Here is a 26070-nt window from a genome sequence, read left to right as displayed (position 1 = left end):
CCTATTTCAGATCGGTGATCTTCGAAAAGTCCTGATCGCCGTAGTCGAGGTTTTCGCCTCCCATGCCCCAGATGAAGGTGTAGTTGTGCGTGGCTGCAGCGCTGTGGATCGACCATTCGGGCGAAAGCACGGCCTGATCGCCCTTCATCCAGATGTGGCGCGTCTCGTCGACCTCGCCCATGAAGTGGCACACGGCCTGGTCTTCGGGCACTTCGAAATAGAAATAGGCCTCCATGCGGCGCGAGTGCACGTGTGCGGGCATGGTGTTCCATACGCTTCCGGGCAGCAGCTCGGTCATGCCCATCTGCAGCTGGCAGGTCGGCAGCACCTGGTTCACGAGCATCTTGTTGATGTTGCGGTCGTTCGATCCTTCGAGCGAACCCATGTGAGCCACCACGGCGTCGGCTTTCGTGACCTTCTTGTCGGGGTAGTTGCGGTGTGCTGTCAGCGAGTTGAAATAGAATTTGGCCGGTTTCCGGGCGTCCTTGCTTGCGAAGGTCACCTCGCGGTCGCCCGAACCTAGGTAGAGGGCTTCCTTGTAGTCGAGTTCGAATTCGACGTCGCCGACCTTCACCACACCGGGGCCTCCGACGTTGTAGATGCCCATTTCGCGGCGGGTCAGGAAGAAGGGAGCCTTCAGCGGGTCGATGGCTTCGAGCCGGAGCGTCTCGTTCACCGGCATGGCGCCACCGACGACCATGCGGTCGTACATCGAGTAGACCATGTTGACCTCGTCGGCCGTAAATACCTTTTCGATCAGGAAATCGCGGCGCAGACGCGCCGTGTCGTAGTTTTTTGCATCCTCGGGATGCGCCGCATAGCGGATTTCGTAATTGGTTTTCATCTTTGTAATTGTTGCATTCTCTCTGTTCCGGGACGGCGGGCCGCACTCCGGGGTCTGACACGGTTCTAATTGGCGAACCAATTTTGTTTTCGCAAAGATACGAAAAAATCCGGAATTGGTTGTCCAACCCCGGATTTTATTTGCGCCTCCCGATCCGATTGTGTTTTTGCGCACCTCCGGCCGGCCCCGATTGCCTCTGCTAACGGATCGAATTCATCCTGATGCTTGCCTTCACGAGTGCTATGGCGCGTATGCGCGAGATCTCCACATCCTTGTCAGCGTGGTGCTGGTTCTGGCTCACGAGCTTCACGTAGCCCTCGCGGTCGGATTTCTGGATGTATTTCACCGTCACATACTCTTCGCCGTCGATGTCGATCGACAGCAGATACATGTCGCCCCAGAAGACGTCGTTTATGTCGCGCAACTGCTTGTAGAGCACGATGTCGCCGCTCTTGAGCAGCGGGTACATCGAGTCGCCGACGATATAGATCGCCCCGTCGCATTTCGGCAGGTTGGGGATGTGTATGAAGTTGACGGGTTTGCTCTGCGTCTGGTCGGTGAAGAGCGGGACCAGACCGGCCGTGCCCTCGATCGAGTAAAGGGGTACGCTTTGCAGCGGCAGCGAATTGTCCGTGCGGTGCATGTAGGCCGTCAGGCCGGGTTCGGCGTTGAACATGTTGCCCTTGCCGGCTTCGAGCCAGTCGGGGTTTACGTTCAATTCCTGAACCAATATGTTGCGGTTGCGTGCCGAAAGCCCGGCCTTGCCGGTCTCGATCATCGAGAGTGCCGCTTTGCCGATTCCAAGTCTCTGTGCCAGTTGTTCTTGGGTCATGCCGAGTTGCTTGCGTATCAGTTTTACCCGTTCGTTCATCGTTTTGCTATCGGAATTATTTATATAAAATATTTGAACTTTGCGGTATAAAATTCAAATTTTGAACATGTCTTTGTGTTGCAAAGTTAAGTAATTTATTTTCTTTTGCAAATTCTTTTTCGAAAAAACGATTAATTGTCAATGGTGTATTCGGTTTCATCGGAACTTTACCTTGAAGTGGCCTCGCGTCTTGCGGAGGCCTTTGCGACGGGGCGCATCCGGCGGCTGATCGTCACCATGCCTCCCCAGCACGGCAAGAGCGTCGAGGCCACGACCCTGCTTCCGGCCTATGTGCTGGGGCTCGACCCCGACCAGCGGATCGCCATCGCCTCCTACTCGGGGACGCTGGCCTCGAAGTTCAACCGCCGGGTGCAGCGCATCCTCGAATCGCAGGAATACGCGGCCTTTTTCCCGGATACCTCCATCAAGCGGGGGACAAAGCCGCCCGGCTACATCCGCACGGCCGACGAGGTCGAGATCATCGGCCGCCGGGGCGGGCTGCTCTCCGTTGGCCGCGAAGGGGCGCTGACGGGTAACCGTGTGGACTGCTTTGTTTTGGACGATTTATATAAAGATGCGCTTGAGGCCAATTCTCCGCTCGTCCGTGCCAACTGCTGGGAGTGGTACACCTCCGTCGTGCGGACCCGCATGCACAACGCCTCGCGCGAGCTGGTGGTCTTCACCCGCTGGCACGAGGAGGACCTGATCGGCACCCTCGCGGCCCGCGAGCCGGTCGAGGAACTGCGCCGGTGGGCGCAACTCGACACGCTGCCTGCCGACCGGTGGCTGCACCTCAATTTCGAGGCGCTGAAGAGTTCGCCGCCCACGGAGGTCGACCCCCGGCAGCCGGGCGAAGCGCTGTGGGAGCGGCAGCACGGCGCAGCGCTGCTGGAGGCCAAGCGGCGGTTGGACCCGTTGCAGTTCGAGGCGATGTACCAGGGGCGCCCCTCGGTCCGCGAGGGACTGCTCTACGGGCTGAATTTCGCCGAGTACGACAGCCTGTCCCGCGAGATCGTCCGCCGCGCCAACTACACCGACACCGCCGACACGGGCGACGACTATCTCTGTTCGCTCTCCTATGCGGTCGATGCCGACGGGGTGATTTACATTACCGATGCGGTCTATTCGCGCGGGCCGATGGAGACGACCGAGCCGCTGGTGGGCGAGATGCTCATACGCTCGGACACCCGTCAGGCGGCGATCAAGAGCAACAACGGCGGCCGCGGTTTCGCCCGGGCCGTGCAGGCCCTTGCGCCGGGCGTGTGCATCGAGTGGTTTCACCAAAGTGCCAACAAGGAGGCGCGCATCCTCTCCAATTCGGCTACGGCGCTCCACCTCGTGCGCTTTCCGCGCGGCTGGAACCTCCGCTGGCCCGAGCTCTATGCCCACCTGACGACCTATCGCCGGAAGTTCCGCGCCAACCGGTGGCACGACGCGGCGGATGTGGTGACGGGCATCGTCGAGCGCGAGGCCGCCGGCCGGGGGCAGAAACGCCTCCGCGGCATCCGGTTTCTGTGAGCCTTCCTGCGGGGGCGGCGGGAAAAAATATGCCTGTGCATGGCATCAAAGCCCCCGATTTTCCGTACCTTGTCCCGCGTTACATGATCTATTCTTATTGATAAAACAGTATGAAATCATTGAAAATCGGAAATTTATGTGCTTCCATGCCCATCGTTCAGGGTGGCATGGGCGTAGGGGTCTCCCTTGCGGGCCTGGCGTCGGCCGTGGCCAATCAGGGCGGTGTCGGCGTCATCTCGTCGGCCGGTCTCGGGGTGATCTATAACAACTATTCGAAGGACTATCGCGCCGCCTCGATCTGGGGGCTGAAGGAGGAACTCCGCAAGGCCCGCGAAGCGACGAAGGGCATCATCGGCGTCAACGTCATGGTCGCCATGTCGAATTTCGCCGACATGGTCCGGACGGCCGTTGCCGAGAAGGCCGACATCATCTTCTCGGGGGCGGGGCTTCCGCTCAACCTGCCGTCGTTCCTGACCGAGGGCGCCCGTACCAAACTGGCCCCGATCGTTTCGTCGGCGCGTGCCGCGAAGCTGCTGTGCCGGAAATGGTTCGCGGAGTATCGCTATATTCCCGACGCCATTGTGGTCGAGGGTCCCAAGGCGGGCGGCCACCTGGGTTACAAGGCCGATCAGATCGACGACGAGCACTATTCGCTCGAAGCCATCGTCCCGGAGATCGTGGCCGAGGTCCGAGCCTTCGCCTCGGAGCACGACTGCCACATTCCGGTGATCGCCGGCGGCGGCATCTACACGGGCGAGGACATCTACCGCATCATGGCGCTGGGCGCCGACGGCGTGCAGATGGGAACGCGCTTCGTCACCACCGACGAGTGCGATGCCGACCCGGCTTTCAAGCAGAGCTACATCGAGGCGCGCGAGGAGGATATCGAGATCATCCAGAGTCCCGTCGGCATGCCGGGGCGTGCCATCCGCAACTCGTTCCTCGACCGGGTGAAGGAGGGACTGAAGGTCCCCAAGACGTGCCCGTTCGACTGCATCAGGACGTGTGACGTGACCCACAGCCCCTACTGCATCATGCTGGCCCTCTACAACGCGTTCAAGGGCAGGCTCCGCAACGGCTACGCCTTCTGCGGGTCGAATGCCTGGCGTGCCGAGAAGATCCAGCCGGTCCGCGAGCTGATGGCATCGCTCCGCGCCGAGTACGACAGCTTCGCCTCGAAATGCGAGGGATTCTCGCTCAAGGAAAAACTCTTCGGCACCAGATAGGCGCCGCGTCTGTGATGGCAAGCCCCTTCCGGCCTTTGGTCGGAAGGGGCTTGTGTTGTTGAGAGGGGGGATTGTGGCCGCTGCGGTTACTGTGGTTGCTGCGGTTACTGTGGTTGCTGCGGTTTCTGTGGCTTCGCGGTTTCTGTGGCCGCTGTGGTCGCTGCGGTCCTGCAAACGGGGCCTGCTCCGGAGGCTCCCCAAGCGCGGGGGCTTACAGCTCCTCGAGCCGCGCCACGGGCGAGACGTCGAGCGACGAGCACTCGCCCCGCAGGTAGCGGTAGTAGCCCGCCATGGCGATCATCGCCGCATTGTCGGTCGTGAACTTGAACTCCGGAAGGAAGGTCCGCCAGCCGCGGCGGCGCCCCGCTTCGGTGATGCCGTTGCGCAGGCCCGAGTTGGCCGAGACGCCGCCCGCGATGGCGATGTCGCGGATGCCCGTCTCCTTCGAGGCGCGGATGAGTTTATCGAGCAGAATCTCGACGATGGTCCCCTGCAGCGAGGCGCAGAGGTCGGCCTTGTGTGTCTCGATGAAGTCGGGATCTGCGGCCACGGCGTCGCGCAGCGTGTAGAGGAACGAGGTCTTCAGACCCGAGAACGAATAGTCGTAGCCCTCGACGCGGGGATGCGCGAAGCGGAAGGCCTTCGGATCGCCCTCCTTGGCTAGGCGGTCGATCACCGGGCCGCCCGGGTAGGGCAGTCCCATCACCTTGGCGCACTTGTCGAAGGCTTCGCCCGCGGCATCGTCGATCGTCGTGCCGATGATCTCCATTTCGAGCGGGGAGTCCACGCGCACGATCTGCGTGTGGCCGCCGCTCACCAGCAGACACAGGAACGGAAAGTCCGGGTGGGGCAGTGCGCGCTCCGGCAGGTTGATGAAGTGCGAGAGGATGTGCCCCTGCAGGTGGTTGACCTCGACCATCGGGATGTTGCGGGCGATCGAAAGCCCCTTGGTGAACGACACGCCCACGAGCAGCGATCCGACCAGCCCCGGGCCGCGCGTGAAGGCGATGGCGTCGATCTGGCCGGCGGTGACGCCCGCGTCCTTGAGCGCCGTGTCCACGACGGGGATGATGTTCTGCTGGTGGGCCCGCGAGGCCAGTTCGGGAATCACTCCGCCGTATTTGACGTGGACCGCCTGCGAGGCGATGACGTTCGACAGCAGGACGTTGTTGCGGAGCACGGCGGCCGAGGTGTCGTCGCACGAGGATTCGATGCCGAGAATTGTAATATCCATCCGGAATTATAATTGTTTTTTAACTATTTTCACTAAATTTGCAGGTTATATCGGAAGTCCTGATGCGCAAAGGTATAAAAATATTGGGAAACGTGTTCTCGGCGGCGGTTTTGTTGCTGATAATTGTTCCCGTGGCGCTCTCGCTGCTGCTCGACATCCCCGCCGTGCAGAACTATGCGGCGCACAGGGCTGCGCGCTTCGTTTCGCGCAAGCTGGAGACCACCGTCTCGATCGACCGGGTGGACATCGGCATCTTCTCGAAGATTCGGGTCAGGGGATTCTATGTCGAGGACTACCAGCGCGATACGCTGCTTTACGTCGGGCAGCTCGACGCCTTTGTCACGAGTTTCGGCATCTTCGGCGGAGGGCTGGAGCTGAGCCGCGGCGAGATCGCTGACGCGAGGCTCTACCTGCGGCAGACGCCCGACGGGGAGATGAACATCAAGCAGATCGTCGACCGCATTTCCAACCCCGACAAAACCCGGAAGGGCAATTTCCGCCTCTCGCTGAAAAAAGCCTCGATCGAGAACATGGACTTCTGCCTCGAGCGGCTCGACAGGCGCGACCCGGAGCACGGCATCGACTTTTCGCACATGCACCTCTACGACATCTCGGCCCGCGTGGACGACTTCACGATCGACGGGCAGGCCATTTACACCACCATTGCGGATCTCTCGGCCCGCGAGCGCAGCGGCTTCGTGCTGGACCGTTTGGCCGGGCGTTTCTACATGACGCAGGGGTGTCTGGGATTCGAGAACGCCTCGATCGTCACGCCCCATTCGAACGTCAACTTCCCGTTCGTCTCGCTGGCGGGCGACTCGTGGGGACAGTACAAGGATTTCATCGGCGAGGTGCGCATCGACGCCTCGATGCGCAATACGACGGTTGCGACCGACGACATCGCCTTCTTCGCCCCGAAGCTGCGCGACTGGCATGTGGTTTTCTCCGACGTGAATGTCGAGGTCGCCGGCGTGGTGTCCGATTTTACGGGCCGGATCCGGAGCATGCGCCTCGGCGAGGGCACGACACTCGTGGCCGACGCCTCGGTGAAGGGGCTTCCCGACATCGGGAAGACGTACTTCGACCTGTCGGTGCCCCGCCTGCGCTCCACGGCACGGGCCGTGGACGAACTGGCCCTCGGCATCGCGGGCCGCAAACTCTCGGACAAGCTGGTCGGCGTGCTGGGCAATTCCGGGCAGATCGACCTCAATGCCCGTTTCCGGGGGCTGCTCTCGTCGTTCGACATGCAGCTGGGGGCCGCGACGGAGGTGGGCGACGTAGCCTGCAACCTGAAGCTGGATCCGCTGAAGGACGGTCTGAGCAGCGTGCGGGGCGATGTCGAGACGCGCAACCTGCGTCTGGGCGAACTGCTCGACCGCCGCGATCTGCTGGGAAACGCCACCCTCACGGCCTATGTCGACGGCGTGGTCGGCAAGGGAATGGCCGATGCCAATGTCGTGGGCAACGTCACGCAGCTGGGATTCAACGGCTATGTCTACGACTCGCTGCGGCTTGACGGCCGCCTGCGCAACCGCCAGTTCGACGGGCGCATCACGGCCCGCGACCCCAACCTCGACTTCGACTTCTTCGGCACTCTCGACCTGAACGACTCCGTGCCGCGCTACGACTTCACGATGGACCTGCGGCATGCCGATCTGGTCCGGCTGCACGTCAACCGCCGCGACTCGGTGTCGCAGCTCTCGGGCCGCATCGTCGCCAAAGCCGGAGGACGTTCGTTCGACGATCTGAACGGGCGCATCCAGGTCTCCGATGCCCGCTACCGCTACAACGACAAGGAGATTGGGGCCGCCAGCATGACCGTCACGGGCGAGAACTCCGAGCGGAGCAAGTTCGTGGAGCTGCGCTCGGACTTCGCCGACGTCACGTTCCGGTCGAAAACCAGCTACCGCACCGTCTTCGAATACCTGCGCCGGAGTGCGTGGAAGTATCTGCCGATGCCCAGCGGCGAACAGTGGGAGGAGACGCCTTCGGAGCGCAAGGCCGCCGTGGCCAACGACTTCTCGCTGCTGTCGGTCAGCATCCGCAATTTCAACCCCGTGGCCGACGCCGTGTCGCCCGGGCTTCAGATCGCCGACGGGTCGTCGCTGCAGCTGTTGTTCAATCCGGCCAGCGACCAGCTGTCGCTCAAGGCCACATCGGAATACATCGAGCGCCGGCGCATGCTCGCCACGCGTCTCTCGGTCAACGCCTCGAACCGCGGCGACTCGCTGGCGGTCTACGCCTCGGCCGAGGATCTCTATGCCGGGATGCTGCACCTTCCGCGTCTTTCGCTGACGGGCGGCGCGCGGCAGAACCGCGTGCAGCTCTCGGCGGGCTTCAACGACACCCTGCGCCGCGTCTCGGGGCTCGTCGGGGTCCGCGCTTCGGTGGCCGACGAGAACGGACCCAACGGCCGTGTCGTCGCCTTGCGGATCCTGCCCTCCCACATCACCCGCGGCGACAAGACGTGGCAGATTTTCGCCCGCAAAATCCTGCTCGACACCGCACAGGTCGTGATCGACAAGTTTTACGTGATGAACCGCGAGCAGGAACTCCTGCTCGACGGCATCGCCTCGCGCAGCCGCGAGGATTCGGTCACGCTCTCGCTGCGCAATTTCGATCTGGCGCCCTTTGTCCAGGTCGCCGAGCGCATGGGCTATTACATCGAGGGCCGCACGAACGGTTCGGCGACGATGAAGTCGGTGCTGCGCGGCGGCGAGATCTCGGCCGACATCCTGCTCGACAGCGTGGAGGTCAACGACATTTCCGCACCGCCGATGCGTCTGTCCTCGCGCTGGGACTTCGCCCGCAGCCGCGCCGGAGTGACGGTCTCCGACCGCATCAGGCACGACACGCTTGTCCGCGGCTTCTACGCCCCCGACCGCAACCGCTATTTCGCCCGGCTGGATGTTGACAGTCTCGACATGGCGCTGCTGGACCCGATTCTGGCGGGGGTCGTCTCCTCGACCGAGGGCATGGCTTCGGCCGACCTCTCGTTGCGGGGCCAGGGTCGCAAGGCCGATCTCGAGGGCGAAATCCGGGTCTCGGAGCTGAAAACCACCGTCGATTTCACGCAGGTGACCTACTCGATGCCCGAGGCCGTGCTGACGGTGAAGAACAACCGCTTCAAGGCTTCGAATATCCCGATTTTCGACCCCCGGGGCAATCGGGGCCGGTTTGACTTCGACATGAGTCTCCAGCACCTTTCGAACATCTCCTACGACGTGCGTGTGGCCCCGCAGCAGATGCTGGTGCTCGACACCGACTCGGACGACAACGACATGTTCTACGGCAGGGTCTTCGCCACGGGCATGGCCCGCATCTCGGGCGACAAGGGCGCCGTGAACATGGATATCACGGCGTCGACCGACGGAAACACCTCGTTCGTGATGCCGCTGTCGAGCAAGTCGAACATTTCGAACGCTGATTTCGTGGTCTTCGAGCGGCCCGAGAAGGCCGATACGCTCGACAACGTGGCGCGCAAGAGACTCTCCTTCGAGCGCAAGCGGCGTCAGAAATCCGACGCCGGGAGCCAGATGAAGATCACCCTCGCGCTCGACGTAAGACCCGATGCCGAAGTCGAACTCGAAGTGGCGGGCAATACGGTCAAGGGGCGCGGCGAGGGGGCGCTGAACCTCCAGATCAACCCCAAGGCCAATATTTTCGAGATCTATGGCGACTATACGATTGCGGAGGGCAGCTTCATGCTGTCGCTCCAGCAGATCATCAACAAACGCTTCACCATCGAGAGCGGCTCGTCGATCCAGTGGACCGGGTCGCCGATGAATGCGATGCTCGACATCGATGCCGCGTACAAGATCAAGGCGTCGCTGCAACCCCTCCTGCAGGGCACGGCCGACCTGGGAGGCGACCGTTCGGTTCCGGTGGAGTGTGTCATCCACCTCGGCGAGCGGCTTTCGAACCCCTCGATCACCTTCGACGTGCGGGTCCCCGGCTCCGACCCCGAGACGCAGAGCCTGATCGCCAACGCCCTGTCGACCCCCGAGACGGTCGACACGCAGTTCCTCTACCTGCTGCTGTTCAACAGTTTCATGTCCGAGAACTCGTCGCAGGCTTCGTCGAACATCGGCAGCTCGGTGTCGGCGGCCACGGGGCTCGAATTCGTGTCGAACATGGTCAGCAACTGGCTTTCGTCGTCCGACTACAATGTGGTGATCCGCTACCGGCCCAAGTCGGAGCTGACGAGCGACGAGGTCGATTTCGGTCTCTCGAAGAGCCTGATCAACAACCGCCTGTTCGTCGAGGTCGAGGGCAACTACCTGATCGACAACAAGCAGGCCGTGAACAACTCGATGTCCAACTTCATGGGCGAGGCCTACATCACCTACCTGATCGACCGGGCCGGGACGCTCAAGCTGAAGGCCTTCACGCAGACCATCGACCGTTTCGACGAGAACCAGGGTTTGCAGGAGACCGGCATCGGCGTCTACTTCAAGGAGGATTTCGACAACCTGCGCGACCTGCGGCAGCGGATCAGGGAGCGCTTTACCAATAAGAAGCGCAAGGCGCGGCGCATCGCCCGCCGTACGGCCCGTGCGGCCGAAAAGGAGGCCCAAGAGGCGGAAAAAGAGCGGCAGCGGGAGCCGGCGGATACGCTTTCGCCGTTCGGATACGTTAAGAATGAAGAGGATGAATGAAAATAACGCCCGATTTTCGGCGGAACACTGGAAAAACAGGGGGTTGATCCCGGCCGGGCGACCGCTTTGCGGGGGCTCCCTCCCGGGAGAACGGAGCCCGAGGGCGCACCGTTGGACTGCGGGCGAGGACGGACGAAGCAACGAGACAGATAACAAATTTTAAATAAACGCATTAAAAACTATGACAACATTTTTGCAGGCTGCCGAGGCGGTGGCCGTAAGTGAGGAGACCCGGATGGGCTTGTGGACCCTGTTTACCAAAGGCGGCTGGCTGATGTGGCCGCTGCTGGCGCTGGGAGGCGTGACGATCTTCATCTTCGTGGAGCGCTTCATGGCCATCCGCAAGGCTTCGGTGCTGGACATGAACTTCATGAACCGCATCCGCGATTACATCTCCGACGGCAAGATCTCGACGGCCGTGAACCTCTGCAGGAAGACCGACACGCCCATTGCGCGCATGATCGAGAAGGGCATCGAGCGCATCGGACGCCCGATGAGCGACGTGCAGACCGCCATCGAGAATGTCGCCAACCTCGAGGTCTCGAAACTCGAAAACGGACTTCCGTTCCTGGCCACGATCGCCGGCGGCGCACCGATGATCGGTTTCCTGGGAACGGTCTTGGGTATGGTGCAGACCTTCATGGACATGTCCGCCGCCGGCGGCACGGTCGACCTGGGGCTGCTGTCGAGCGGTATGTATGTGGCGATGGTGACGACCGTGATGGGTCTTATCGTCGGCATCCCGGCCTACTTCGGCTACAACTACCTCGTGGCGCGCATCGAGAAGCTGGTCTTCCAGATGGAGGCCAACTCGATCGCATTTATGGATATTCTGAATCAACCCGTTCAAAAATAGTGCGTTATGGCTATCAAACACGGATCGAAAGTCGATAAATCGTTCTCGGCCTCGTCGATGACCGACCTGATGTTCCTGCTGCTGCTGTTCCTCCTGATCGCCACGACGCTGATCAATCCCAATGCCCTGAAACTGATGCTTCCGAAAAGCTCGAACCAGTTGAAGGACAAGGCGATGACCTCGGTGTCGGTTCAGGATACGGGCCACGGCAAGTATCGTTACTACGTCGAATTGCAGGACGTGGGTTCGATCGGCGGCGTGGAACGGGCGCTCAAGGCGCGGCTCGACGGGCAGAAGGATGCCACCGTTTCGCTCCACTGCGACAAGAGCGTTGCGGTGGACGAGGTGGTGAAGGTCATGAACATCGCCAAGGACAATAACTACAAGTTAATCCTGGCAACCTCGCCGCGATAGTCGGGCGAGTCTGCGGATCGTTGGGGTGCTTGCGCGGCCGGTCGGCTGCGTCTGCCGATCCGATCCCACGCCAGACACCTCCCTCCTCCGCGGAGGGGGCTTATGTGCCGCAGAGCGGCAAAGGAGATTTCCGAATGTTGGTGAAATTACGTTTATGTATTACTACGATCCCGATAATAAATCCCCGCGACGGTGGGCGATGATCGCAACGGCGGTCTACGGCGTGTTGCTGCTCGGCTCGTTCGCGCTGGTGTCGTTCGATTTCTCGCAGGTGATGGACAAGCCCGGCGACACGATTCTCGTCGACTTCACCGAGCCGCTGGTCCCCGAGCCGCCGAAGCCGCCCGTGAAGGTGGCCAACGAGCCGCGCGTGCACGATGTCGAGGCTCCCGTGGAGCAGACGGCGCAGGTTGCGGGCAAGGACCCGGTGACGCAGACTCCCAATCCCAAGGCGTTGTTCAAGATGAACAAGGGCGGGGCCGACGAACCCGACAATGCGGGCAATCCCCGCGCTCCCGAGGGCGAGGACAAGGCCAGCGGCACGGGACCGGGGCTGAATCCCGACGGACTGGACCAGCTGGACCAGGGGCTGAAGGGGCGCGGACTGGTGGGCAACCTGCCCAAGCCGTCGTATCCGGGCGAGAAGGGCGGCAAGGTCGTGATCCGCGTGACGGTCGACGCTTCGGGCAAGGTCACGGGGGCCTCGTTCGAGCCCAAGGGTTCGACCACGGACGCTGCCGAGTTGATCGAGGCGGCGAAGGCCGCGGCCCGCAAGGCGCGCTTCAGCGAGAGCCGCGCCGCGGTGCAGGGCGGCACGATCACCTATATTTTCCGCATGGAGTGACGTGCGGAGTTGAGAAGTACGTGTCGGGGCGGCCGGGGCGGTGTCCGTTTTTCGGGTTCCCGCCGCCCGTAGGTATGATGAGATTGGATAAATTCAAATTTTGGCTATGCGACAGATCCTGTTAACCCTTTCGGCCTGCCTGGTTTTCGCTGCGGGCTATGCCGAAAATCCCCAGAAGGGGGCGCACCTCCGGTTGGAGACGGCGACTCACGATTTCGGCGATGTGCCCCGCAAGGGCGGCGACCTGGTCCGTGAATTCCGCTTCGTCAACGACGGAACGGCTCCGCTGGTGCTGCTGCGGGTCATCACCTCGTGTTCGTGTCTCAAGGCGTCGTTTTCGAAGCGTCCCGTGGAGCCGGCCGACTCGGGGGTGATCCGCATCATCTACGAACCCCACAAGAGTGAGCCGGGGGCTTTCAACAAGGTGATCCGGGTCTACTCCAATTCGGTCGATGGCCGTGACGTGATCACCGTGCAGGGAAACTCGATCGAGGGGATGCCCGCACCGAGGTCGAGACCGAAAAAGTAATGTGAATACAAACAAATACCATTCATTTTATGGCAATTCTGTTTTCTAATGCGACGGTGCTGCCAATGACGGCCACCGGGAACGCTCCCCGCACCTTTACGGGCTGGGTGGGCGTCGACGGCAACCGCATTGTGCTGGTTGCGGAGTCGGAAACGGCCGCCGCGAAGTTTCGTGAGGCGCACCCTGGGCTCCGGGAGATCGACTGCCGGGGCAAACTCGTGATGCCGGGGCTGGTGAACACCCACTGCCATGCGGCCATGACCCTGCAGCGCAGCTATGCCGACGATATCGCCCTGATGGAGTGGCTCAACGATTATATATGGCCCTTCGAGGCGCGGCAGACTGCGGACGACGTGGTGCTGGGTATGACGCTCGGTGTGGTCGAGATGCTGCTGGGCGGCGTGACGTCGTTCGTCGACATGTACTACGACGAAGACCGCTGCGTGGAGACCGTCCAACAGCTGGGTATCCGCACCATGCTGGGCTGCAACTACTTCGATTCGAACGTCGACGAGGTGATGCCCCAGGTGGAGGAGGCCGTGCGGCGGGCTGCCGGCTGCGACCGGGTGCAGATCGCCCTAGCGCCCCATGCGCCCTATACCGTGTCACCCGAAAACCTCCTGCGCGGCAAACAGTTGGCGGACAAATACGGCTTGCATCTGATGACCCATATCTCGGAGACGCAGGACGAGGTGCGCATCGTGAGGGAGAGGTACGGACGCACCTCTGTGGAACTGCTCGACAGCCTGGGACTGTTGGGTCCGAAGACCATCGGCGCGCACTGCATCTACGTGACCGACAGTGATATCGAGACACTCGCGGCGCGGGGAGTCGCCGTGTCGCACAATCCGCAGAGTAATATGAAAATATCGAGCGGCGTGGCGCCCGTCGAGCGGATGCGCACCGCGGGAGTGCTGGTGACGGTCGGTACGGACGGGCCCTGTTCGAACAACGATCTGGACATGTTCGAGGAGGTGCGTACGGCGGCCTTCCTGCAAAAATCCGCAACGGGTGATCCCGTGGCGCTTCCGGCCTGGGAGGCCCTGCGTCTGGCGACCGCAAACGGCGCGCGGGCGATGGGCTATGCCGACGGCGAGCTGGGCGTCATCCGCGAGGGTGCGCTGGCCGATCTGATCGTCGTGGACTTGCAGAAACCGCATTTGCAGCCCGTCAACGACGTGGTGTCGAATCTGGTTTACTGCAGCAAGGCTGCGGATGTCGATACGGTGGTCGTGGACGGACGGATCGTCGTCGAGAACCGCTGTGTAACGGGTGTCGACCTGCCGGCGCTCTATGCCGGAGTTACGGCGGCCGCCGCGCGCATCAAGGCCGGCCGATAATCGCCTGCGGGAGGGCGGCGGAGGGCGAACCCCCGGCTGCGGAAGGGGATGACGCTTCCCGAAAACCCGGCGGCGGAGGGCGAACTCCCGGCTGCGGAAGGGGCGTGCGGAATTGCTTCCCGAAAACCCGGCAGTGAGGGCTGCGGGTGTTGCGTTTCGAAAAATCCGCCTGTGGGGGCTGGGCGAAACTTCGTTTCGAAAACCGGCCTGCAGGGTGGGTGGCATTGAAATTGTGTTAAACAACCTGATTAAAACTATCGAATTATGGATCACAAGGTAATTTTCGCTGGCAAGCCCGTGGCGCTTGTCGGCAATCGCTGCAAAGTGGGGGAGAAAGCTCCCGAATTTACGGTCACCGACGCCGGACTGCAGCCTGTTTCGTCGGATGTTTTTCGTGGCAAGGTGCGCATTTACAGCGTCTTTCCGTCGGTAGACACCCCGGTATGCTCGTTGCAGAACATTCGCTTCAACCGCGAGGCGTCGAAACTGGGCGACGATGTGGTCGTCGTGTCGCTGTCGGTCGACCTGCCCTTCGCGCAGAAACGCTTCTGCGCTGCCGAGGGTATCGACCGCGTGCATGTTTTCTCGGATTATAAGGATCTGGATTTCGGCATGAAGTATGGCTTCGTGCTCGACGGACTGCGTCTGCTGGCGCGCGGTGTGGTGGTTGTGGACCGCGACGATGTGGTGCGCTATGTAGAGTATGTGCCCGAGGTCTCCCACGAACCCGACTACGATAAGGTGTTGGCCATGGTGCACGAACTGGCGCAGTAAGTCGCCGAGACAACTGAAAAAAGCGGATCCGCAACCTGGGTCCGCTTTTGTCATTTTGGTGGGACTACTCCAAATTCTCGGGGCGGCCGTGGATGCGACGGGGCGATCCTTTGCAGCTTTGGGGCCGGGCCGGCTCCACGGGCGGAGGTATGCCATTCCGGCCTTTTTGTCGGTCTTGACCGCATGTTTCGTCCACAGATGTGTTCGGCACGGTCCGGCGTGCTTCAGATGTATGTGAAGGAGGATCTTTGCTTTTGCCGTCTTCCCCGAAGGATCCTTGGTTTTTGGGGGACTCCTTTGGGTTTTCTTCACCCCCCCCCTCTCCGGTTTTGTTCTCCGTGTTTGCATCGGTCAGGATGCGCCATGCCGTGTAAATCAGAGTATAAATGTCTGTTTCGTGACTCTTGCAACGCCGTCGGAACGGATTTACGAATGATTCACACACGGAGAATGGGCTATTGTGCCGTGTGACTTGTGAGGGGAATAAATGAAAAAGTCCTGAAAATCAAATTTTCAGGACTTTGCTGCATCTCGCAGATTTTTTGTACCCCCTCAGGGGCTCGAACCCTGGACCCCAACATTAAGAGTGTCGTGCTCTACCAACTGAGCTAAAGAGGCATCAATCATTATCCGATTGCGAGTGCAAAGGTAGTCATAATTTTTATATCTCCAAAAATTTTGTCGAAAAAATTTGTAAAAAATCTTCTTTTTCGCTCTTCGGGCTTATTCCACCACCAGTTTGTCGCTGTTCCACTCGCCGCCGGCATCCGGGTAGATGAAGGGTCGCGAATCGCCGAAACGCTTCATGTTCAGATAGCTTTCGTAGAGGTTGATGCCGTTGGCCGCGTGTGTGGCCAAAGCGAAGGCCACCACCGACGGATGGCGCTTTGTGGTGTGGTAGCTGTTCTCCGTGCGTTCGAGGTATGCCGACTGCCATTCGGGGACGTTGGACGGATTGCCGCCCTTGCGGCGCGACTCTCCGCTGCGGCGGGTGTCGATCGGGGCCTGTGCAATCACGTAAAGGCCCCGCATGTCGCAAAAATCCAGCAGCGACTCGGGAACGGGGCCGGGCAGCAGTTTCAGTGTGTTGAAGCCCTGCTCGCGCAGTGCCGTGATTTCGTTTTCGGTGATCGTTGCGGGGACTTCACGCACGCGCAGCGTCACGGGGTGCGCGTTGAGCGTCATTTGTCCGTCGCGCATCTCCACCGAGCGGAAGCCCAGGCGGAGCTCCAGATATTCGACGTAGCGGCCTTCGTGCTGGGTTTTGAGCCGCAGCGTGTACTGTGTGGGCAGCTCGGCGCTCCACAGCAGGTGGGCCGGGATGCGGGCCAGGAAGCGCAGCGTGTCTTCGCGGCGCATGCCGAGGGAGATCTCCTTGTGTCCCGCCGCGGCATTTTCGCCCGTCGGTGTGAGCAGCTGGTAGTGGAGGCGCGAGGTGCGCGGGTTGAGGGCTTCGCTTTTCATCACCACGGCGACCTCCGCCGTGGCGTTGCCGTCTTCGCCCATGCGGGTTTTGGTTACGATGTCACGCACGCGCAGCGTGGGCTGACTCATCAGCCAGGCTCCGCCGATGGCGGGTGTCGGGGCCTCCTTCCAACTTTCGAGCGCTGCGACGGGCGACGGTTGTCTGAGGATGACTTCGAGCATGTTGCGGCCCTCTTTGGCCTGTTTGGTGATGTTGATCTCCGCCGGGGCGTTGCCGTCGGCATTGCCGGCCACGGGATGGCCGTTTACGCGCACCTCGTAGTCGCCCGAAGCCCATCCCAGATGGAACAGCACCTGACGGTTGGCCCATGCGAAGGGCACGGTGAACGGAGTTGCGAAAACGTTGTCCTTGAGATTCCATTCCGTCAGACGCGTGAAGTAGCGGTTGTCGCCGCCGTCGGCCGCCGTGGCCGCTTCGGCCGAAGGATAGGCGAGGATCTCGCCGCGCGGCAGTTCGCGGCCGTAAGTCGGTGTGTACTCCTGTGCGCAGAGTCCGCAGAGGGAAAAAAGCGCTATGGTCGAAAGAATAGTCCGCATAAGTTCGTATATTTGTCCTCCGTAAAGATACGGAAATTTTTCGATACTGCGATGTCCGGGCTGCCCAAACTCAATTTTCCTGCCATTCGGCTGCGTGCGCGCCGCCGCGGCGACGACGTGGAGGTATGGGATTCGCTGCGGGGCATCTACCTCGTGCTGACCCCCGAGGAGTGGGTCCGGCAGCACCTGATCGCCTACCTGACGGCCGACTGCGGCGTGCAGCCCAAACGCATCGTCCAGGAGTATGCCGTGGCGCTCAACGGGCAGCCACAGCGGGCCGACGTGGTGGTCGTGGGCGACCGGGCCGAGCCGCTGCTGCTGGCCGAGTGCAAGGCCCCGAGCGTTGCGATCAACGAGCGGACACTCGCACAGGCCGTGCGCTACAATTCGGTGCTCAGGGCGCGCTACGTGGTGCTGACCAACGGCCTGCGGCACTACTGCTACGAATACCGCGACGGGGCCTATGCGCAGCTCGGCGGCTTCCCGGACCTTTCCGGCGAGTGATTGCGGATCTTTCCGGCTCGGCGGGCTTCCCGGACCGTTCCGGCGGGTGATCCCGGATCTTTCCGGCTCGGCGGCTTCCCGAACCGTTCCGGCGGGTGGCCCCGGTTCTCTGCGGGGCAGGCGAGGAGCGCTACAAATTGCGGAAATTCTTGTCGATATATCCCTGGAAGGCTTCCTTGTAATTCTCGCCGATGGGCACATACTCCGTGTCGTTGAGGAAGATGCGCCCTTTGACGTAGGCCTTGATCGAACGCAGGTTGACGATGTAGGAACGGTGTACGCGCATGAACGACTCCGAAGGAAGCGCCGTCTCCATGTTCTTGAGCCGGAACAGCGTGGTGATGGTCGTTCCGTCGGCGAGGTGCATGCGCACATATTCGCCTTCGCTTTCGAGATAGACGATGTCGCTGATCTTCACCAGCGAAACCTTGTAGTCGGCCTTCACCGAGATATACTCCTTGTCTTTGGGCTGGGCTTCGGATTCCTCCTCCTGCGGCGGGCGCTGGTTGTGGCGGAGTTCGTAGAGCGAATTGGCCTTGGCGGCCGAACGGCTGAAGTCGGCAAAGCCGAAGGGTTTGAGCAGGTAGTCCACGGCGTCGAGCTTGAAGCCCTCGACGGCATATTCCGAATAGGCGGTGGTGAAAATCACCATCGGGCGGTCGATCAGCGCGCGGACGAAATCCACGCCGTTCAGGTCGGGCATGTTGATGTCGACGAAAATCAGGTCGACCTGCTTCCCCGCGAGCATCTGCTGCGCCTCCAGAGCATTGTTGTATGTTGCGACGAGCTCCAGATAGGGGATTTTCGAGATGTAGCTTGTCAGCTGACGCAGAGCCAGCGGCTCGTCGTCGATGGCGATACATTTAAGCATTGAGCGTCGGGATTACGAGTTTGACGGTATAGGTTTCCTCTGCCTCGCGGATTTCCAGCGAGTAGTTTTTCGCGCCGTAGATCAGCTCGAGGCGTTTGCGGACGTTCTCCAGCCCGATGCCCGCCGGGTGCTTGCCGCTCCGGACCGCGTGGCGGCTGTTGGTGATCGTGCTGGTCACCTGTCCGTTGGCATATCCGATCTCCAGGCGGATGAACGACGGGTGGTTGTAGCTTACGCCGTGTTTGAAGGCGTTTTCGACGAAGACGATCAGGAGCAGCGGCGGAATCGACAGTTGTTCGGGCAGGTTGTCGGGCGACACCACGCTGATATTCACGGCATCGGTATAGCGGATGCGCATCAGTTCGATGTAGTTCTTCAGGAACTGGATGTCGCGGTTGAGCGAAATGATTTCGCGCCCCGACTCGTAGAGCACGTAACGCATCATCTTCGAAAGCTCGATCACGGCGTTTTTGGCCGATTCGGTGTCGATGTCGATCAGCGCGTGGATGTTGTTGAGCGTGTTCATGAAGAAGTGCGGGTTGATCTGGTATTTCAGATAATCCATCTCGGCCTGCAGGTTCTGACGCTTGAGCATCTCCATCTGCTGTTCGTCGCGCATCGACTGGTATATGAGCTTGATACCCGTGTTGGCCCCGGTCATGAAGAATCCCAGCACCACGCTCCAGTACATCTCCAGGTTGGAGAACGACGCCCTGCGGTAGGCGTCCAGTGCCGCGGGATCGTTTTGTTTGAGGAGGTGGTCCGTGAGCTGGTCTTCGTAGATCTGCACCAGCCAGAAGACACTGATGATCAGCGTCAGGTTGCTCACGAGGTATTTCCCGTATTTGCGCCGGAGCATGTAGCGTGGGGCGAGGATGGCGTTGTGGATGAGGAAGATGATCAGATAGGGGGCGATCTGCCGCCATGCGATCAGCACGTTTTCCAGATTGACGTGCATTTCGGACATCATCTGCGAGTTGAGGACCGGGACCAGTATGATGGCGGCCCAGACCATCAGGTAGAGCAGGTTTTCGCCGATGGCTTGTTTTTTCTGGATTTTCATGGTCCAAAGATACGAAAAATATGCACACCCTGTCGGCGGGGCGTGCGAAAAAGGGGCGTGTGTGCTCCGGACGGCTTTTGGACGTGTGGGTTTGGCGGCCGCAAGCTGTATATCAATACGGACTTGCACCTTGTGCTAAAAAAATCCTGGCACACAACTGTTTGAAAGCAGAAAATCCGTATCTTCGTGATGGAAATTGAAAATGGATGCGTATGTTTACCAACAGGGAAGAAGTTTTGGAAAATGCTTTGCGGGTATTCGCAAAAATGAACTATGAGAAAGCAAGCCAGATGGAAATAGCCAAAGCCTGCGGTCTGTCAAAAGCCGGACTTGTTTATTATTTCCCGTTCAAGCTGGACTTATTCGTGGCAGTCGTGGATAAATATGTGTTCCATACCCAGCAGTCTGAAAACAAATTCCGGTTTACGGGAAATTCTTTTTCAGAATTTATTGACCAGTATATAGCCGGAGTGGAAAATACCATGAACAACCTTATACGTCTGCTTGATGATAATAAAAACCCCTATGGGTGTAGCTTCAATTTCTACTACTATCACTTACTGATGCAGGTGCGGTTATATTATCCGAATGCGGAGAAGAAGATAGCTGCCATATTCGAGCAGAACTACCAGTTATGGAAATCCGCTGTAAGGGAAGCAAAAGAAAACGGAGAAATACGACAGGATGTGGATGTGGAGGAAGCGGCATCAATGTTCTGGCAGGTATTTTTCGGCATCTCCTTTGAACAGTCCTTTTTTCAAGGACTGAATATCAAGCAACTGGAGAAGAAGCTACATTTCATATACTCACTGCTAAAAGCCTGAAACTGGGTTTCAACCCCAATCGTACCTACATATCCCCCTTATTAGAAAATTTAACATATACAAAAACCAATCAATCAGTTTGTTTTTGTATTTTTTGCTATATTTGTTTTATTGATTTAACTTTCAACAATATGAACAATGTTCATAAACAGAGAGGAAGTATCGTACTGCATAAAGAGCGAAAGGGCGATACAGACTACATACGGATAGAGTATGCAGGCAACGGGAAAATTCCCATGATGCTTGCACAGGATGTAGGTGTGAATATGTCTGGCAATGATTCTGCCTGCATAGCGGCGGAAACATTCAAACTATCGGATTTTTACGACCGCTATTCTCCCTATGCTTACATTGATTACAGCCGGGTGTACGTGCGGCATCCCAAACCCACAAGGGAATACACGTTACCGGAAGGTTATCTTGAACTTCTGGAACAGAAACGGTACAGCCCTTCTACCGTGAAAACTTATAGAGCCTATTTCAGCGATTTCATGGAATACCACAAAGGACGTAACATCGACCGCCTGAAAGTGGCAGACATCAACAGGTACATTCTCTACCTCGTGAACGAAAAGAAAATTTCTGTATCACAACAGAATATGCGCATCAACGCCATTAAGTTCTATTACGAGCAGGTAAAAGGCGGAAAACGGCAATACTACGGTGGCATTACACGAGCCAAAGAGTATAAGACAATTCCGGAAGTACTGAGCAAGAACGAAATAAAGCGTATTCTCGACCAACTGCCCAACATCAAGCATCACTGTATGATTTCCTTAGTTTATTCAGCCGGATTGCGGCGTAGTGAACTGCTGAACCTCACACCCAAGGACATCAACAGTGAAACTATGTCCGTGCGTATCATGGGCAAAGGTAAGAAATGCCGCTATTCGCTACTTTCTCCCAAACTGCTGGAAGAACTACGGCACTACTTTCGGGAATATCGTCCACAAAAATGGTTGTTTGAGGGCGAAACACCCGGAGAGCAATATTCGGCAAGTGCATTGGTGAAAGTGCTGAAAGAAGCCGCACATCGTGCAGGCATCAAGCACAGGGTACATGTACATATGCTGCGCCATTCATTTGCGACCCACCTGCTGGAACAAGGGACAGACTTACATACCATACAAGAACTTCTGGGTCACAACGATATAAAGACCACAGCTATATATCTTCATACCTCGAATGCACATAAAGCTAAAATTCCAAACCCGCTTGATTCGTTGGACGATTCATAGGGTGCAGCTATTAAAGATTAGGAAACACACCTGCCGGGTGTCGGTTATCGAAATATCCTACACCTAAAGGTGCATTTATAAACAAATTAGTCACAATAAAATAAAAAAATATGGGAACTATAAGATGTGGATTTTGGAAATTAAGATTTCTTCTTTCTCCTGAAAGTATGAAAGAATGGTTAGAACTTTGTAAAGAACATAATATCTGTTTCGAAATACCTAATTACGAACGGACAAAGCATACCATAGAACAAGTATATGACGCATATTGTCGGTTTTATGAATCGCTTATGGCAACTGAAATATCAGACCATGATTCTATTCGTGTTCCAGCATATACAATGTCTTTCTTAACAGGGAATAAAATAAAGCCAGTTTCAAGTTTCAGTCTTGTGCCTTTTGATTATGACATCTATAACAGCGAATTTAATAGAAAAATAAAAACTATAGATCTTTGTTTGCAAATATCATATCCTAAAAGCATTGCCGTAACCAGTGAAGATAATAAATACTTTACATATGAGGATATACAACTACATGAGCCGTCTGGATATCCTTTATTTGTGCAATTAACAGACTTTATTAAAAAGCACACAAAACCATTGCGCTTTGTAACGAATGGTGTAGAGCAAAAGCCTTCTATCCGTATTTCTGTTCAGGCAAAATCTGATTTAGCTTGCAGCTGGATAGCAAAAAAATATGGGTGGATTATAAAATAAATATAGTGACTAACAAGCCAAGTTAGCTGCTTAACGCAGCTTCTTGTCAAACCATTAACGAAAATTATATTGAAGAGAAAAAAGCACCCCGGCCTTCGGAGGCCGGGGTGCGGGTATTTCTACGGTGGTTTTATTTCCGTGTTGTGCGGCGAAGGGGCTGGCGTCGTTCCGTCGCGCGGATTTGTCGCCGCCTGGGGCTATTCGAACTGTGCGCGGAAGAAGGTGCCGGCCTGGAAACGCAGGGGGTTGTCGCCCAGTTGCTTCTTGAGTTCCAGTTCGGTGCCCTTGTCCTCGAGCAGGAGCAGCGAGTTGATCAGGTAGTCGGGGCCGTAGTTCTTGAGGCTTCCCAGCAGCAATTCACCCGTGACGGGGTGGGCTGCAAATCCGTTGTAGACGATGTTGCCCTTTTCGATGAACTTTGAAAAGTCGAGCGATATGGTCTCGTTCGTGGCGAAGTTGTGGCGCCAGATTTTCTGTCCGTTCTTGAAGCCGCTGCCGGACAGGCAGAAGTAGATCATGTCCTTGTAGGCGTAGAACGTGGACGAAGCTCCGCCCTGGGCGCCGCCTTCGAGGTTCACCTCCTTGATTTCGTGCTCGGCCATGATGCTGTAATCGGAGTTGTTGACTTTGTAGAGGGCCGACTTGCCGCTGCCGAAGAGTTCTTGGGTCGACACCCACAGGTTGCCGTCCCATGCCTTTCTCAGACCGCTGATCTGCGACAGCGTGGTGGGGAACTCGGCCTTGGTTGCACCCTTGGCGATGACCATCAGACCGTTGTTGCCGTTGTGTGCGGCGAAGACCTTGTTGCCGATGACCGTCATGGGCTGTTTCATGGCGCCGTCGGAGCCTTCCACAAATACGGCCTCGTTGGTCTTGGCGTTGAAGCACCAGATACCCGTCTTGTCGCGCACGTAGATATGCTCCTCGTCGAGTACGGCGATGTGCGAAGGCCAGTCGATGTCACTCCCCAGCTTGTAGTCGGCCACGGTCTTGAAATTCGTTGCGTCCATCACGTTGATGTGGTTGCCATCGGCGTCGCCGTTCTGCGAGATGACGTAAATCTTGCCGTCGTGGATAAAGAGGTCCTGGGCTACGTTGCCCAGCGTCTTGCCATCGTTGGCCGTGGCGTAGACATTCTCGTGCAGCTGGCCCTGTGCGTCGATGTGGTGGAGCGAACCCATTTCGGAGGACATGTTGCCCTCGTTGAGGATATAGACGTCCAGCGGGGTTTTGTCGGTGTCGCCGCCGTTGCAATCGGAGCAGTTGTCGTTGTCGGAGCAGGCCGCGAAGCTCATTGCTGCGACGAAGGAGAGAAATAAAACCTTGAATAAGTTTTTCATAGATGTAAATGATTGATAAATTGGTTTTTGGATTTCCGGGAGATGGGGCACAGGGTCCAGATTGGACCTGCAATGCCGCTACATGATCCCGTTTGAGGGCCTCGCCCCTCATGACGAGCAGCACAAACCTCGGGAAGGACAGGGCCCGGCGGATGAAGCCGCGGACTGCCGTGACGAGTCGTTTTCTGCTGTATATAAGTAGTATATGTTCGTGTCATGTTCGTGTCGGGTAGGCGTTGGAAGGCGTTGGAGGATATCGACAGTGCGTAGACTGTGCGTGCTTTCGTTCGATTTGCCGATTTTTCAAGGGCCAAAATTATGAATAAAAAAGATATATTCGTCAATTATTGCGAACTTTTTCGGAGTATTTGCCGGGCCATGCGGGAAAAGGCGGTTTTTCCAGCGCGGAATCCGGACTTGATTTTTGGCGGGACAAGTCACCAAAAAACGGCCGCCGAGCAATTCGGCAGCCGTTTTTTCGGTCGGAGGGCGTCGCTTGGTCTACAAATATTTTCGCAGGGCCTTCGCCCAGATCCTGTAACCTTCCTCGTTGAGGTGGAGCCCGTCGGTGGTGTACTCCGCCGGCAGGGTATGGCCGCCCTTGGTGCAGAACAGCGGGTAGAGGTCGATATACTTGGCATTGTGGCGCTTGGCGACGGCCTTCAACAGGGTGTTGATTTCGGCCACCATCGCTTCCTTGCCGTCCAGACGCTTGTAGCGGCGGAAGCTCTCGTTGAAGGGCAGCAGGCTCTGCACATGGAGTTTCGTTGCGGGGCTTTCCTGACGGATGCGTTCCACGATCATCTCCACACGGCGGGCGATCTCCTCGCTCGTCAGATCGTGGGAGAGGTCATTGACCCCGATCATCAGGAAGATCTTGGCCGGCTGGCTCGGCAAGATGAGGTGCAGGCGGTCGTAGACGCCCATCGCTTCGTCGCCGATGATGCCGCGGTTGACGACGTGCTCCCGCTCCAGACGCGCCGACCAGTCGCCGCCGTTCTCCGTGAGGCTGTTGCCCAGCATCACGATGTCGTCCCGTGTGACGGGCCGCTCGTCCATGAAAGCGACAATGCGCTTGTAGTAGTGCTCGGTGTAGGGAGCCATCTCCTCCACAGGATCACCCGTCAGGCTTGCGGCCACGACATTGCTCACCAGCGTGCGGAGACGGACCACACTGTGCTCGTCGTGCGGATGCACCTGGTTGGTGAGAAGAATGACACTGAGGTTGCTCTCGGGGTCGATGACAATGCTGGTGCCGGTGTATCCCGTGTGGCTGTAGGTCTGGAGCCCGAACAGGCTGCCGTTGGCGGAGGCGTAGGCCGTGCAGCAGTCCCAGCCGAGGGTGCGACCCAGGCCGCTCACCTCGCGGGGGATTGAGCGCATGGCCCTCACTCCCATGGGGCTGAGGATGCGGCGTCCGTTCCACGAACCGCCATTCTGGAGGGCGGCACACAGCAGGGCGATGTCCTCGGCCGAGGAGAAGAGCGACGCGTTGCCGCTCACGCCGCCGTTCATCACGCGTGCCAGAGGGTCGTGGACCTGGCCGCAGAGAATCTGTCCGTTGGGCTGCTCCTCGGTGGGGGCTATCAGCGAGTGCCAGTCGCCCTCGACAAGGGGAGCCCAATGGGCATCGGACGTGTTGACCCAGTTGCCGTCGCGGTCCTGACGGCAGGGCAGGTAGTCGGTATGGTCCATGCCCAGCACATCGAAGAGGTTTTTGCGGGCGAAGGTGCGTAACGATTCGCCCGAGGCCTGTTCGATGACGTGTTGCAGGGCGATGTAGTTCAGGCAGCTGTAACAGAAGTCCGTGCGGGGTTCGAACTCGCGCGGACAGGTGGCGATGTATTCCATCAGTCCCCCGGCGTTGAGCGCTCCGTATTTCTCCACGAGCATCGGCACGGAGGCGTAGGCCGGAAGTCCCGACGAGTGGGTCATCAAATCCTGCACCCGGATGGTGCGTTTCGACTTGCCGTCCTCGCTCTCCCAGTCGCGGAAGCCCTCGATGTAGCGGCTCACAGGGTCCTGTAGCCGGACCAGGCCCCTCTCTACCAGAATCATGGCACAGACGGAGGTGCTCATGGCCTTGCTGCACGAGGCCATGTCGAAGATCGTGGAGGTGGTCATGGGCTCGGCATAAGGCTCCGTGCGGCGGTTGCCGTAAGCCTTCAGGTAGGCCATCTTGCCGTCCTTGACCACAGCCAGCACGGCCCCCGGAATCTCATGCTCGGCGATGGCCTGCTCGATGGCCCGGTCGGCATGGACCAACTGGCGCGAATCGAGGCCCGCCTGCTCGGGGGCGACGCGCGGGAGCTGCTGCGCCAGGATGCCCTCCCAGGCCAGGAGGGCACACAACAGAAGTATTCGTCTTTTCATCGCTTCGA

The 26070-nt window shown here is 58.6% G+C and carries 21 protein-coding genes and 1 tRNA gene; 13 read left to right on the top strand and 9 right to left on the bottom strand.

Annotated elements, in window-relative coordinates; translation table 11 throughout:
- Nucleotide 1 precedes the first annotated feature (1 nt).
- Nucleotides 2–844, bottom strand: a complete 843-nt coding sequence (gene kduI / locus QZ460_RS06170; RefSeq protein WP_290540704.1) for a 5-dehydro-4-deoxy-D-glucuronate isomerase — start codon at nt 842–844, stop codon at nt 2–4.
- Between the two features lie 199 nt (nt 845–1043).
- Nucleotides 1044–1715 carry an XRE family transcriptional regulator gene (locus QZ460_RS06165; RefSeq protein WP_290540703.1) on the bottom strand — a complete coding sequence of 224 codons (672 nt, stop codon included), beginning with the start codon at nt 1713–1715 and terminating at the stop codon, nt 1044–1046.
- Between the two features lie 141 nt (nt 1716–1856).
- On the opposite strand from QZ460_RS06165, the gene terL reads away from it, so the two are divergent.
- Together terL and QZ460_RS06155 are read left to right on the top strand one after the other, a co-directional pair.
- Nucleotides 1857–3233 (top strand): phage terminase large subunit, encoded by a 1377-nt coding sequence (gene terL, locus QZ460_RS06160; protein ID WP_290540702.1) that lies wholly within the window; start codon nt 1857–1859, stop codon nt 3231–3233.
- A gap of 110 nt (nt 3234–3343) precedes the next feature.
- Nucleotides 3344–4459 carry a nitronate monooxygenase gene (locus QZ460_RS06155; RefSeq protein ID WP_290540701.1) on the top strand — a complete coding sequence of 372 codons (1116 nt, stop codon included), beginning with the start codon at nt 3344–3346 and terminating at the stop codon, nt 4457–4459.
- 211 nt (nt 4460–4670) lie between these two features.
- On the opposite strand, the gene tsaD is transcribed toward QZ460_RS06155, so the two are convergent.
- On the bottom strand, nt 4671–5693 hold the full coding sequence (gene tsaD, locus QZ460_RS06150; RefSeq protein WP_290540700.1) for a tRNA (adenosine(37)-N6)-threonylcarbamoyltransferase complex transferase subunit TsaD: 1023 nt from the start codon (nt 5691–5693) through the stop codon (nt 4671–4673).
- A gap of 62 nt (nt 5694–5755) precedes the next feature.
- Here tsaD and QZ460_RS06145 point away from each other — a divergent pair, with 62 nt between their 5' ends.
- The 7 genes from QZ460_RS06145 (at nt 5756) to tpx (ending at nt 15108) form a co-directional block, all read left to right on the top strand.
- Complete coding sequence (locus QZ460_RS06145) at nt 5756–10351, top strand: translocation/assembly module TamB domain-containing protein (RefSeq protein WP_290540699.1); 4596 nt, start codon at nt 5756–5758, stop codon at nt 10349–10351.
- 181 nt (nt 10352–10532) lie between these two features.
- Complete coding sequence (locus tag QZ460_RS06140; protein ID WP_290540698.1) at nt 10533–11207, top strand: MotA/TolQ/ExbB proton channel family protein; 675 nt, start codon at nt 10533–10535, stop codon at nt 11205–11207.
- A 6-nt stretch (nt 11208–11213) separates the two neighbouring features.
- Nucleotides 11214–11621, top strand: a complete 408-nt coding sequence (locus QZ460_RS06135) for a biopolymer transporter ExbD (RefSeq protein ID WP_290540697.1) — start codon at nt 11214–11216, stop codon at nt 11619–11621.
- Between the two features lie 154 nt (nt 11622–11775).
- A complete protein-coding gene (locus tag QZ460_RS06130; RefSeq protein WP_290540696.1) occupies nt 11776–12465 on the top strand; it encodes a TonB family protein in 690 nt (229 codons plus the stop codon).
- A gap of 106 nt (nt 12466–12571) precedes the next feature.
- On the top strand, nt 12572–12994 hold the full coding sequence (locus tag QZ460_RS06125; protein ID WP_290540695.1) for a DUF1573 domain-containing protein: 423 nt from the start codon (nt 12572–12574) through the stop codon (nt 12992–12994).
- 29 nt (nt 12995–13023) lie between these two features.
- Nucleotides 13024–14334: an amidohydrolase gene (locus QZ460_RS06120; RefSeq protein WP_290540694.1), complete on the top strand. Its 1311-nt coding sequence runs from the start codon at nt 13024–13026 to the stop codon at nt 14332–14334.
- A 264-nt stretch (nt 14335–14598) separates the two neighbouring features.
- Entirely contained in the window at nt 14599–15108 is a 510-nt protein-coding gene (gene tpx / locus QZ460_RS06115; RefSeq protein WP_290540693.1) for a thiol peroxidase, read from the top strand.
- Nucleotides 15109–15653: 545 nt separating this feature from the next.
- Here the strand turns inward: tpx and QZ460_RS06110 are convergent.
- A tRNA-Lys gene (locus QZ460_RS06110) sits at nt 15654–15726 on the bottom strand.
- Nucleotides 15727–15831: 105 nt separating this feature from the next.
- Nucleotides 15832–17130 (bottom strand): glycoside hydrolase family 2 TIM barrel-domain containing protein, encoded by a 1299-nt coding sequence (locus QZ460_RS06105; RefSeq protein WP_290540692.1) that lies wholly within the window; start codon nt 17128–17130, stop codon nt 15832–15834.
- Between the two features lie 51 nt (nt 17131–17181).
- On the opposite strand from QZ460_RS06105, the gene QZ460_RS06100 reads away from it, so the two are divergent.
- Nucleotides 17182–17634: a type I restriction enzyme HsdR N-terminal domain-containing protein gene (locus tag QZ460_RS06100; RefSeq protein WP_290540691.1), complete on the top strand. Its 453-nt coding sequence runs from the start codon at nt 17182–17184 to the stop codon at nt 17632–17634.
- A gap of 130 nt (nt 17635–17764) precedes the next feature.
- On the opposite strand, the gene QZ460_RS06095 is transcribed toward QZ460_RS06100, so the two are convergent.
- Complete coding sequence (locus QZ460_RS06095) at nt 17765–18505, bottom strand: LytTR family DNA-binding domain-containing protein (RefSeq protein WP_290540690.1); 741 nt, start codon at nt 18503–18505, stop codon at nt 17765–17767.
- Complete coding sequence (locus QZ460_RS06090; RefSeq protein ID WP_290540689.1) at nt 18498–19568, bottom strand: histidine kinase; 1071 nt, start codon at nt 19566–19568, stop codon at nt 18498–18500. The genes QZ460_RS06095 and QZ460_RS06090 overlap by 8 nt, the downstream gene beginning before the upstream one ends.
- 212 nt (nt 19569–19780) lie before the next feature.
- Here QZ460_RS06090 and QZ460_RS06085 point away from each other — a divergent pair, with 212 nt between their 5' ends.
- The 3 genes from QZ460_RS06085 to QZ460_RS06075 all read left to right on the top strand — a co-directional run bounded on the left by QZ460_RS06085 (nt 19781) and on the right by QZ460_RS06075 (nt 22349).
- Entirely contained in the window at nt 19781–20392 is a 612-nt protein-coding gene (locus QZ460_RS06085) for a TetR/AcrR family transcriptional regulator (RefSeq protein ID WP_290540688.1), read from the top strand.
- Nucleotides 20393–20523: 131 nt separating this feature from the next.
- Nucleotides 20524–21630, top strand: coding sequence for a site-specific integrase (locus QZ460_RS06080; protein WP_290540687.1), 1107 nt, complete (start codon nt 20524–20526; stop codon nt 21628–21630).
- Between the two features lie 110 nt (nt 21631–21740).
- Nucleotides 21741–22349 (top strand): hypothetical protein, encoded by a 609-nt coding sequence (locus QZ460_RS06075; RefSeq protein ID WP_290540686.1) that lies wholly within the window; start codon nt 21741–21743, stop codon nt 22347–22349.
- 197 nt (nt 22350–22546) lie between these two features.
- On the opposite strand, the gene QZ460_RS06070 is transcribed toward QZ460_RS06075, so the two are convergent.
- Together QZ460_RS06070 and QZ460_RS06065 are read right to left on the bottom strand one after the other, a co-directional pair.
- On the bottom strand, nt 22547–23689 hold the full coding sequence (locus QZ460_RS06070; protein WP_290540685.1) for a DUF5074 domain-containing protein: 1143 nt from the start codon (nt 23687–23689) through the stop codon (nt 22547–22549).
- Between the two features lie 501 nt (nt 23690–24190).
- Nucleotides 24191–26062 carry a serine hydrolase gene (locus QZ460_RS06065; RefSeq protein WP_290540684.1) on the bottom strand — a complete coding sequence of 624 codons (1872 nt, stop codon included), beginning with the start codon at nt 26060–26062 and terminating at the stop codon, nt 24191–24193.
- Nucleotides 26063–26070: the final 8 nt, after the last annotated feature.

It is taken from the genome of Alistipes sp., from assembly GCF_020026455.1.
Lineage (GTDB): Bacteria > Bacteroidota > Bacteroidia > Bacteroidales > Rikenellaceae > Alistipes.
The sequence above is the reverse complement of the archived record's forward strand: the minus strand, read 5'-3'. Positions and strand labels throughout refer to the sequence as shown.

Bases quoted from the DNA above. Each gene is read 5' to 3' on its own strand.
- QZ460_RS06070 (WP_290540685.1), bottom strand. From the start codon at position 23,689: ATGAAAAACTTATTCAAGGTTTTATTTCTCTCCTTCGTCGCAGCAATG.
- tpx (WP_290540693.1), top strand. From the start codon at position 14,599: ATGGATCACAAGGTAATTTTCGCTGGCAAGCCCGTGGCGCTTGTCGGC.
- QZ460_RS06120 (WP_290540694.1), top strand. From the start codon at position 13,024: ATGGCAATTCTGTTTTCTAATGCGACGGTGCTGCCAATGACGGCCACC.
- QZ460_RS06145 (WP_290540699.1), top strand. From the start codon at position 5,756: ATGCGCAAAGGTATAAAAATATTGGGAAACGTGTTCTCGGCGGCGGTT.
- QZ460_RS06140 (WP_290540698.1), top strand. From the start codon at position 10,533: ATGACAACATTTTTGCAGGCTGCCGAGGCGGTGGCCGTAAGTGAGGAG.
- kduI (WP_290540704.1), bottom strand. From the start codon at position 844: ATGAAAACCAATTACGAAATCCGCTATGCGGCGCATCCCGAGGATGCA.
- terL (WP_290540702.1), top strand. From the start codon at position 1,857: ATGGTGTATTCGGTTTCATCGGAACTTTACCTTGAAGTGGCCTCGCGT.
- QZ460_RS06085 (WP_290540688.1), top strand. From the start codon at position 19,781: ATGTTTACCAACAGGGAAGAAGTTTTGGAAAATGCTTTGCGGGTATTC.
- QZ460_RS06075 (WP_290540686.1), top strand. From the start codon at position 21,741: ATGGGAACTATAAGATGTGGATTTTGGAAATTAAGATTTCTTCTTTCT.
- QZ460_RS06105 (WP_290540692.1), bottom strand. From the start codon at position 17,130: ATGCGGACTATTCTTTCGACCATAGCGCTTTTTTCCCTCTGCGGACTC.
- QZ460_RS06095 (WP_290540690.1), bottom strand. From the start codon at position 18,505: ATGCTTAAATGTATCGCCATCGACGACGAGCCGCTGGCTCTGCGTCAG.
- QZ460_RS06090 (WP_290540689.1), bottom strand. From the start codon at position 19,568: ATGAAAATCCAGAAAAAACAAGCCATCGGCGAAAACCTGCTCTACCTG.
- QZ460_RS06100 (WP_290540691.1), top strand. From the start codon at position 17,182: ATGTCCGGGCTGCCCAAACTCAATTTTCCTGCCATTCGGCTGCGTGCG.
- QZ460_RS06155 (WP_290540701.1), top strand. From the start codon at position 3,344: ATGAAATCATTGAAAATCGGAAATTTATGTGCTTCCATGCCCATCGTT.
- tsaD (WP_290540700.1), bottom strand. From the start codon at position 5,693: ATGGATATTACAATTCTCGGCATCGAATCCTCGTGCGACGACACCTCG.
- QZ460_RS06125 (WP_290540695.1), top strand. From the start codon at position 12,572: ATGCGACAGATCCTGTTAACCCTTTCGGCCTGCCTGGTTTTCGCTGCG.
- QZ460_RS06130 (WP_290540696.1), top strand. From the start codon at position 11,776: ATGTATTACTACGATCCCGATAATAAATCCCCGCGACGGTGGGCGATG.
- QZ460_RS06065 (WP_290540684.1), bottom strand. From the start codon at position 26,062: ATGAAAAGACGAATACTTCTGTTGTGTGCCCTCCTGGCCTGGGAGGGC.
- QZ460_RS06165 (WP_290540703.1), bottom strand. From the start codon at position 1,715: ATGAACGAACGGGTAAAACTGATACGCAAGCAACTCGGCATGACCCAA.
- QZ460_RS06080 (WP_290540687.1), top strand. From the start codon at position 20,524: ATGAACAATGTTCATAAACAGAGAGGAAGTATCGTACTGCATAAAGAG.
- QZ460_RS06135 (WP_290540697.1), top strand. From the start codon at position 11,214: ATGGCTATCAAACACGGATCGAAAGTCGATAAATCGTTCTCGGCCTCG.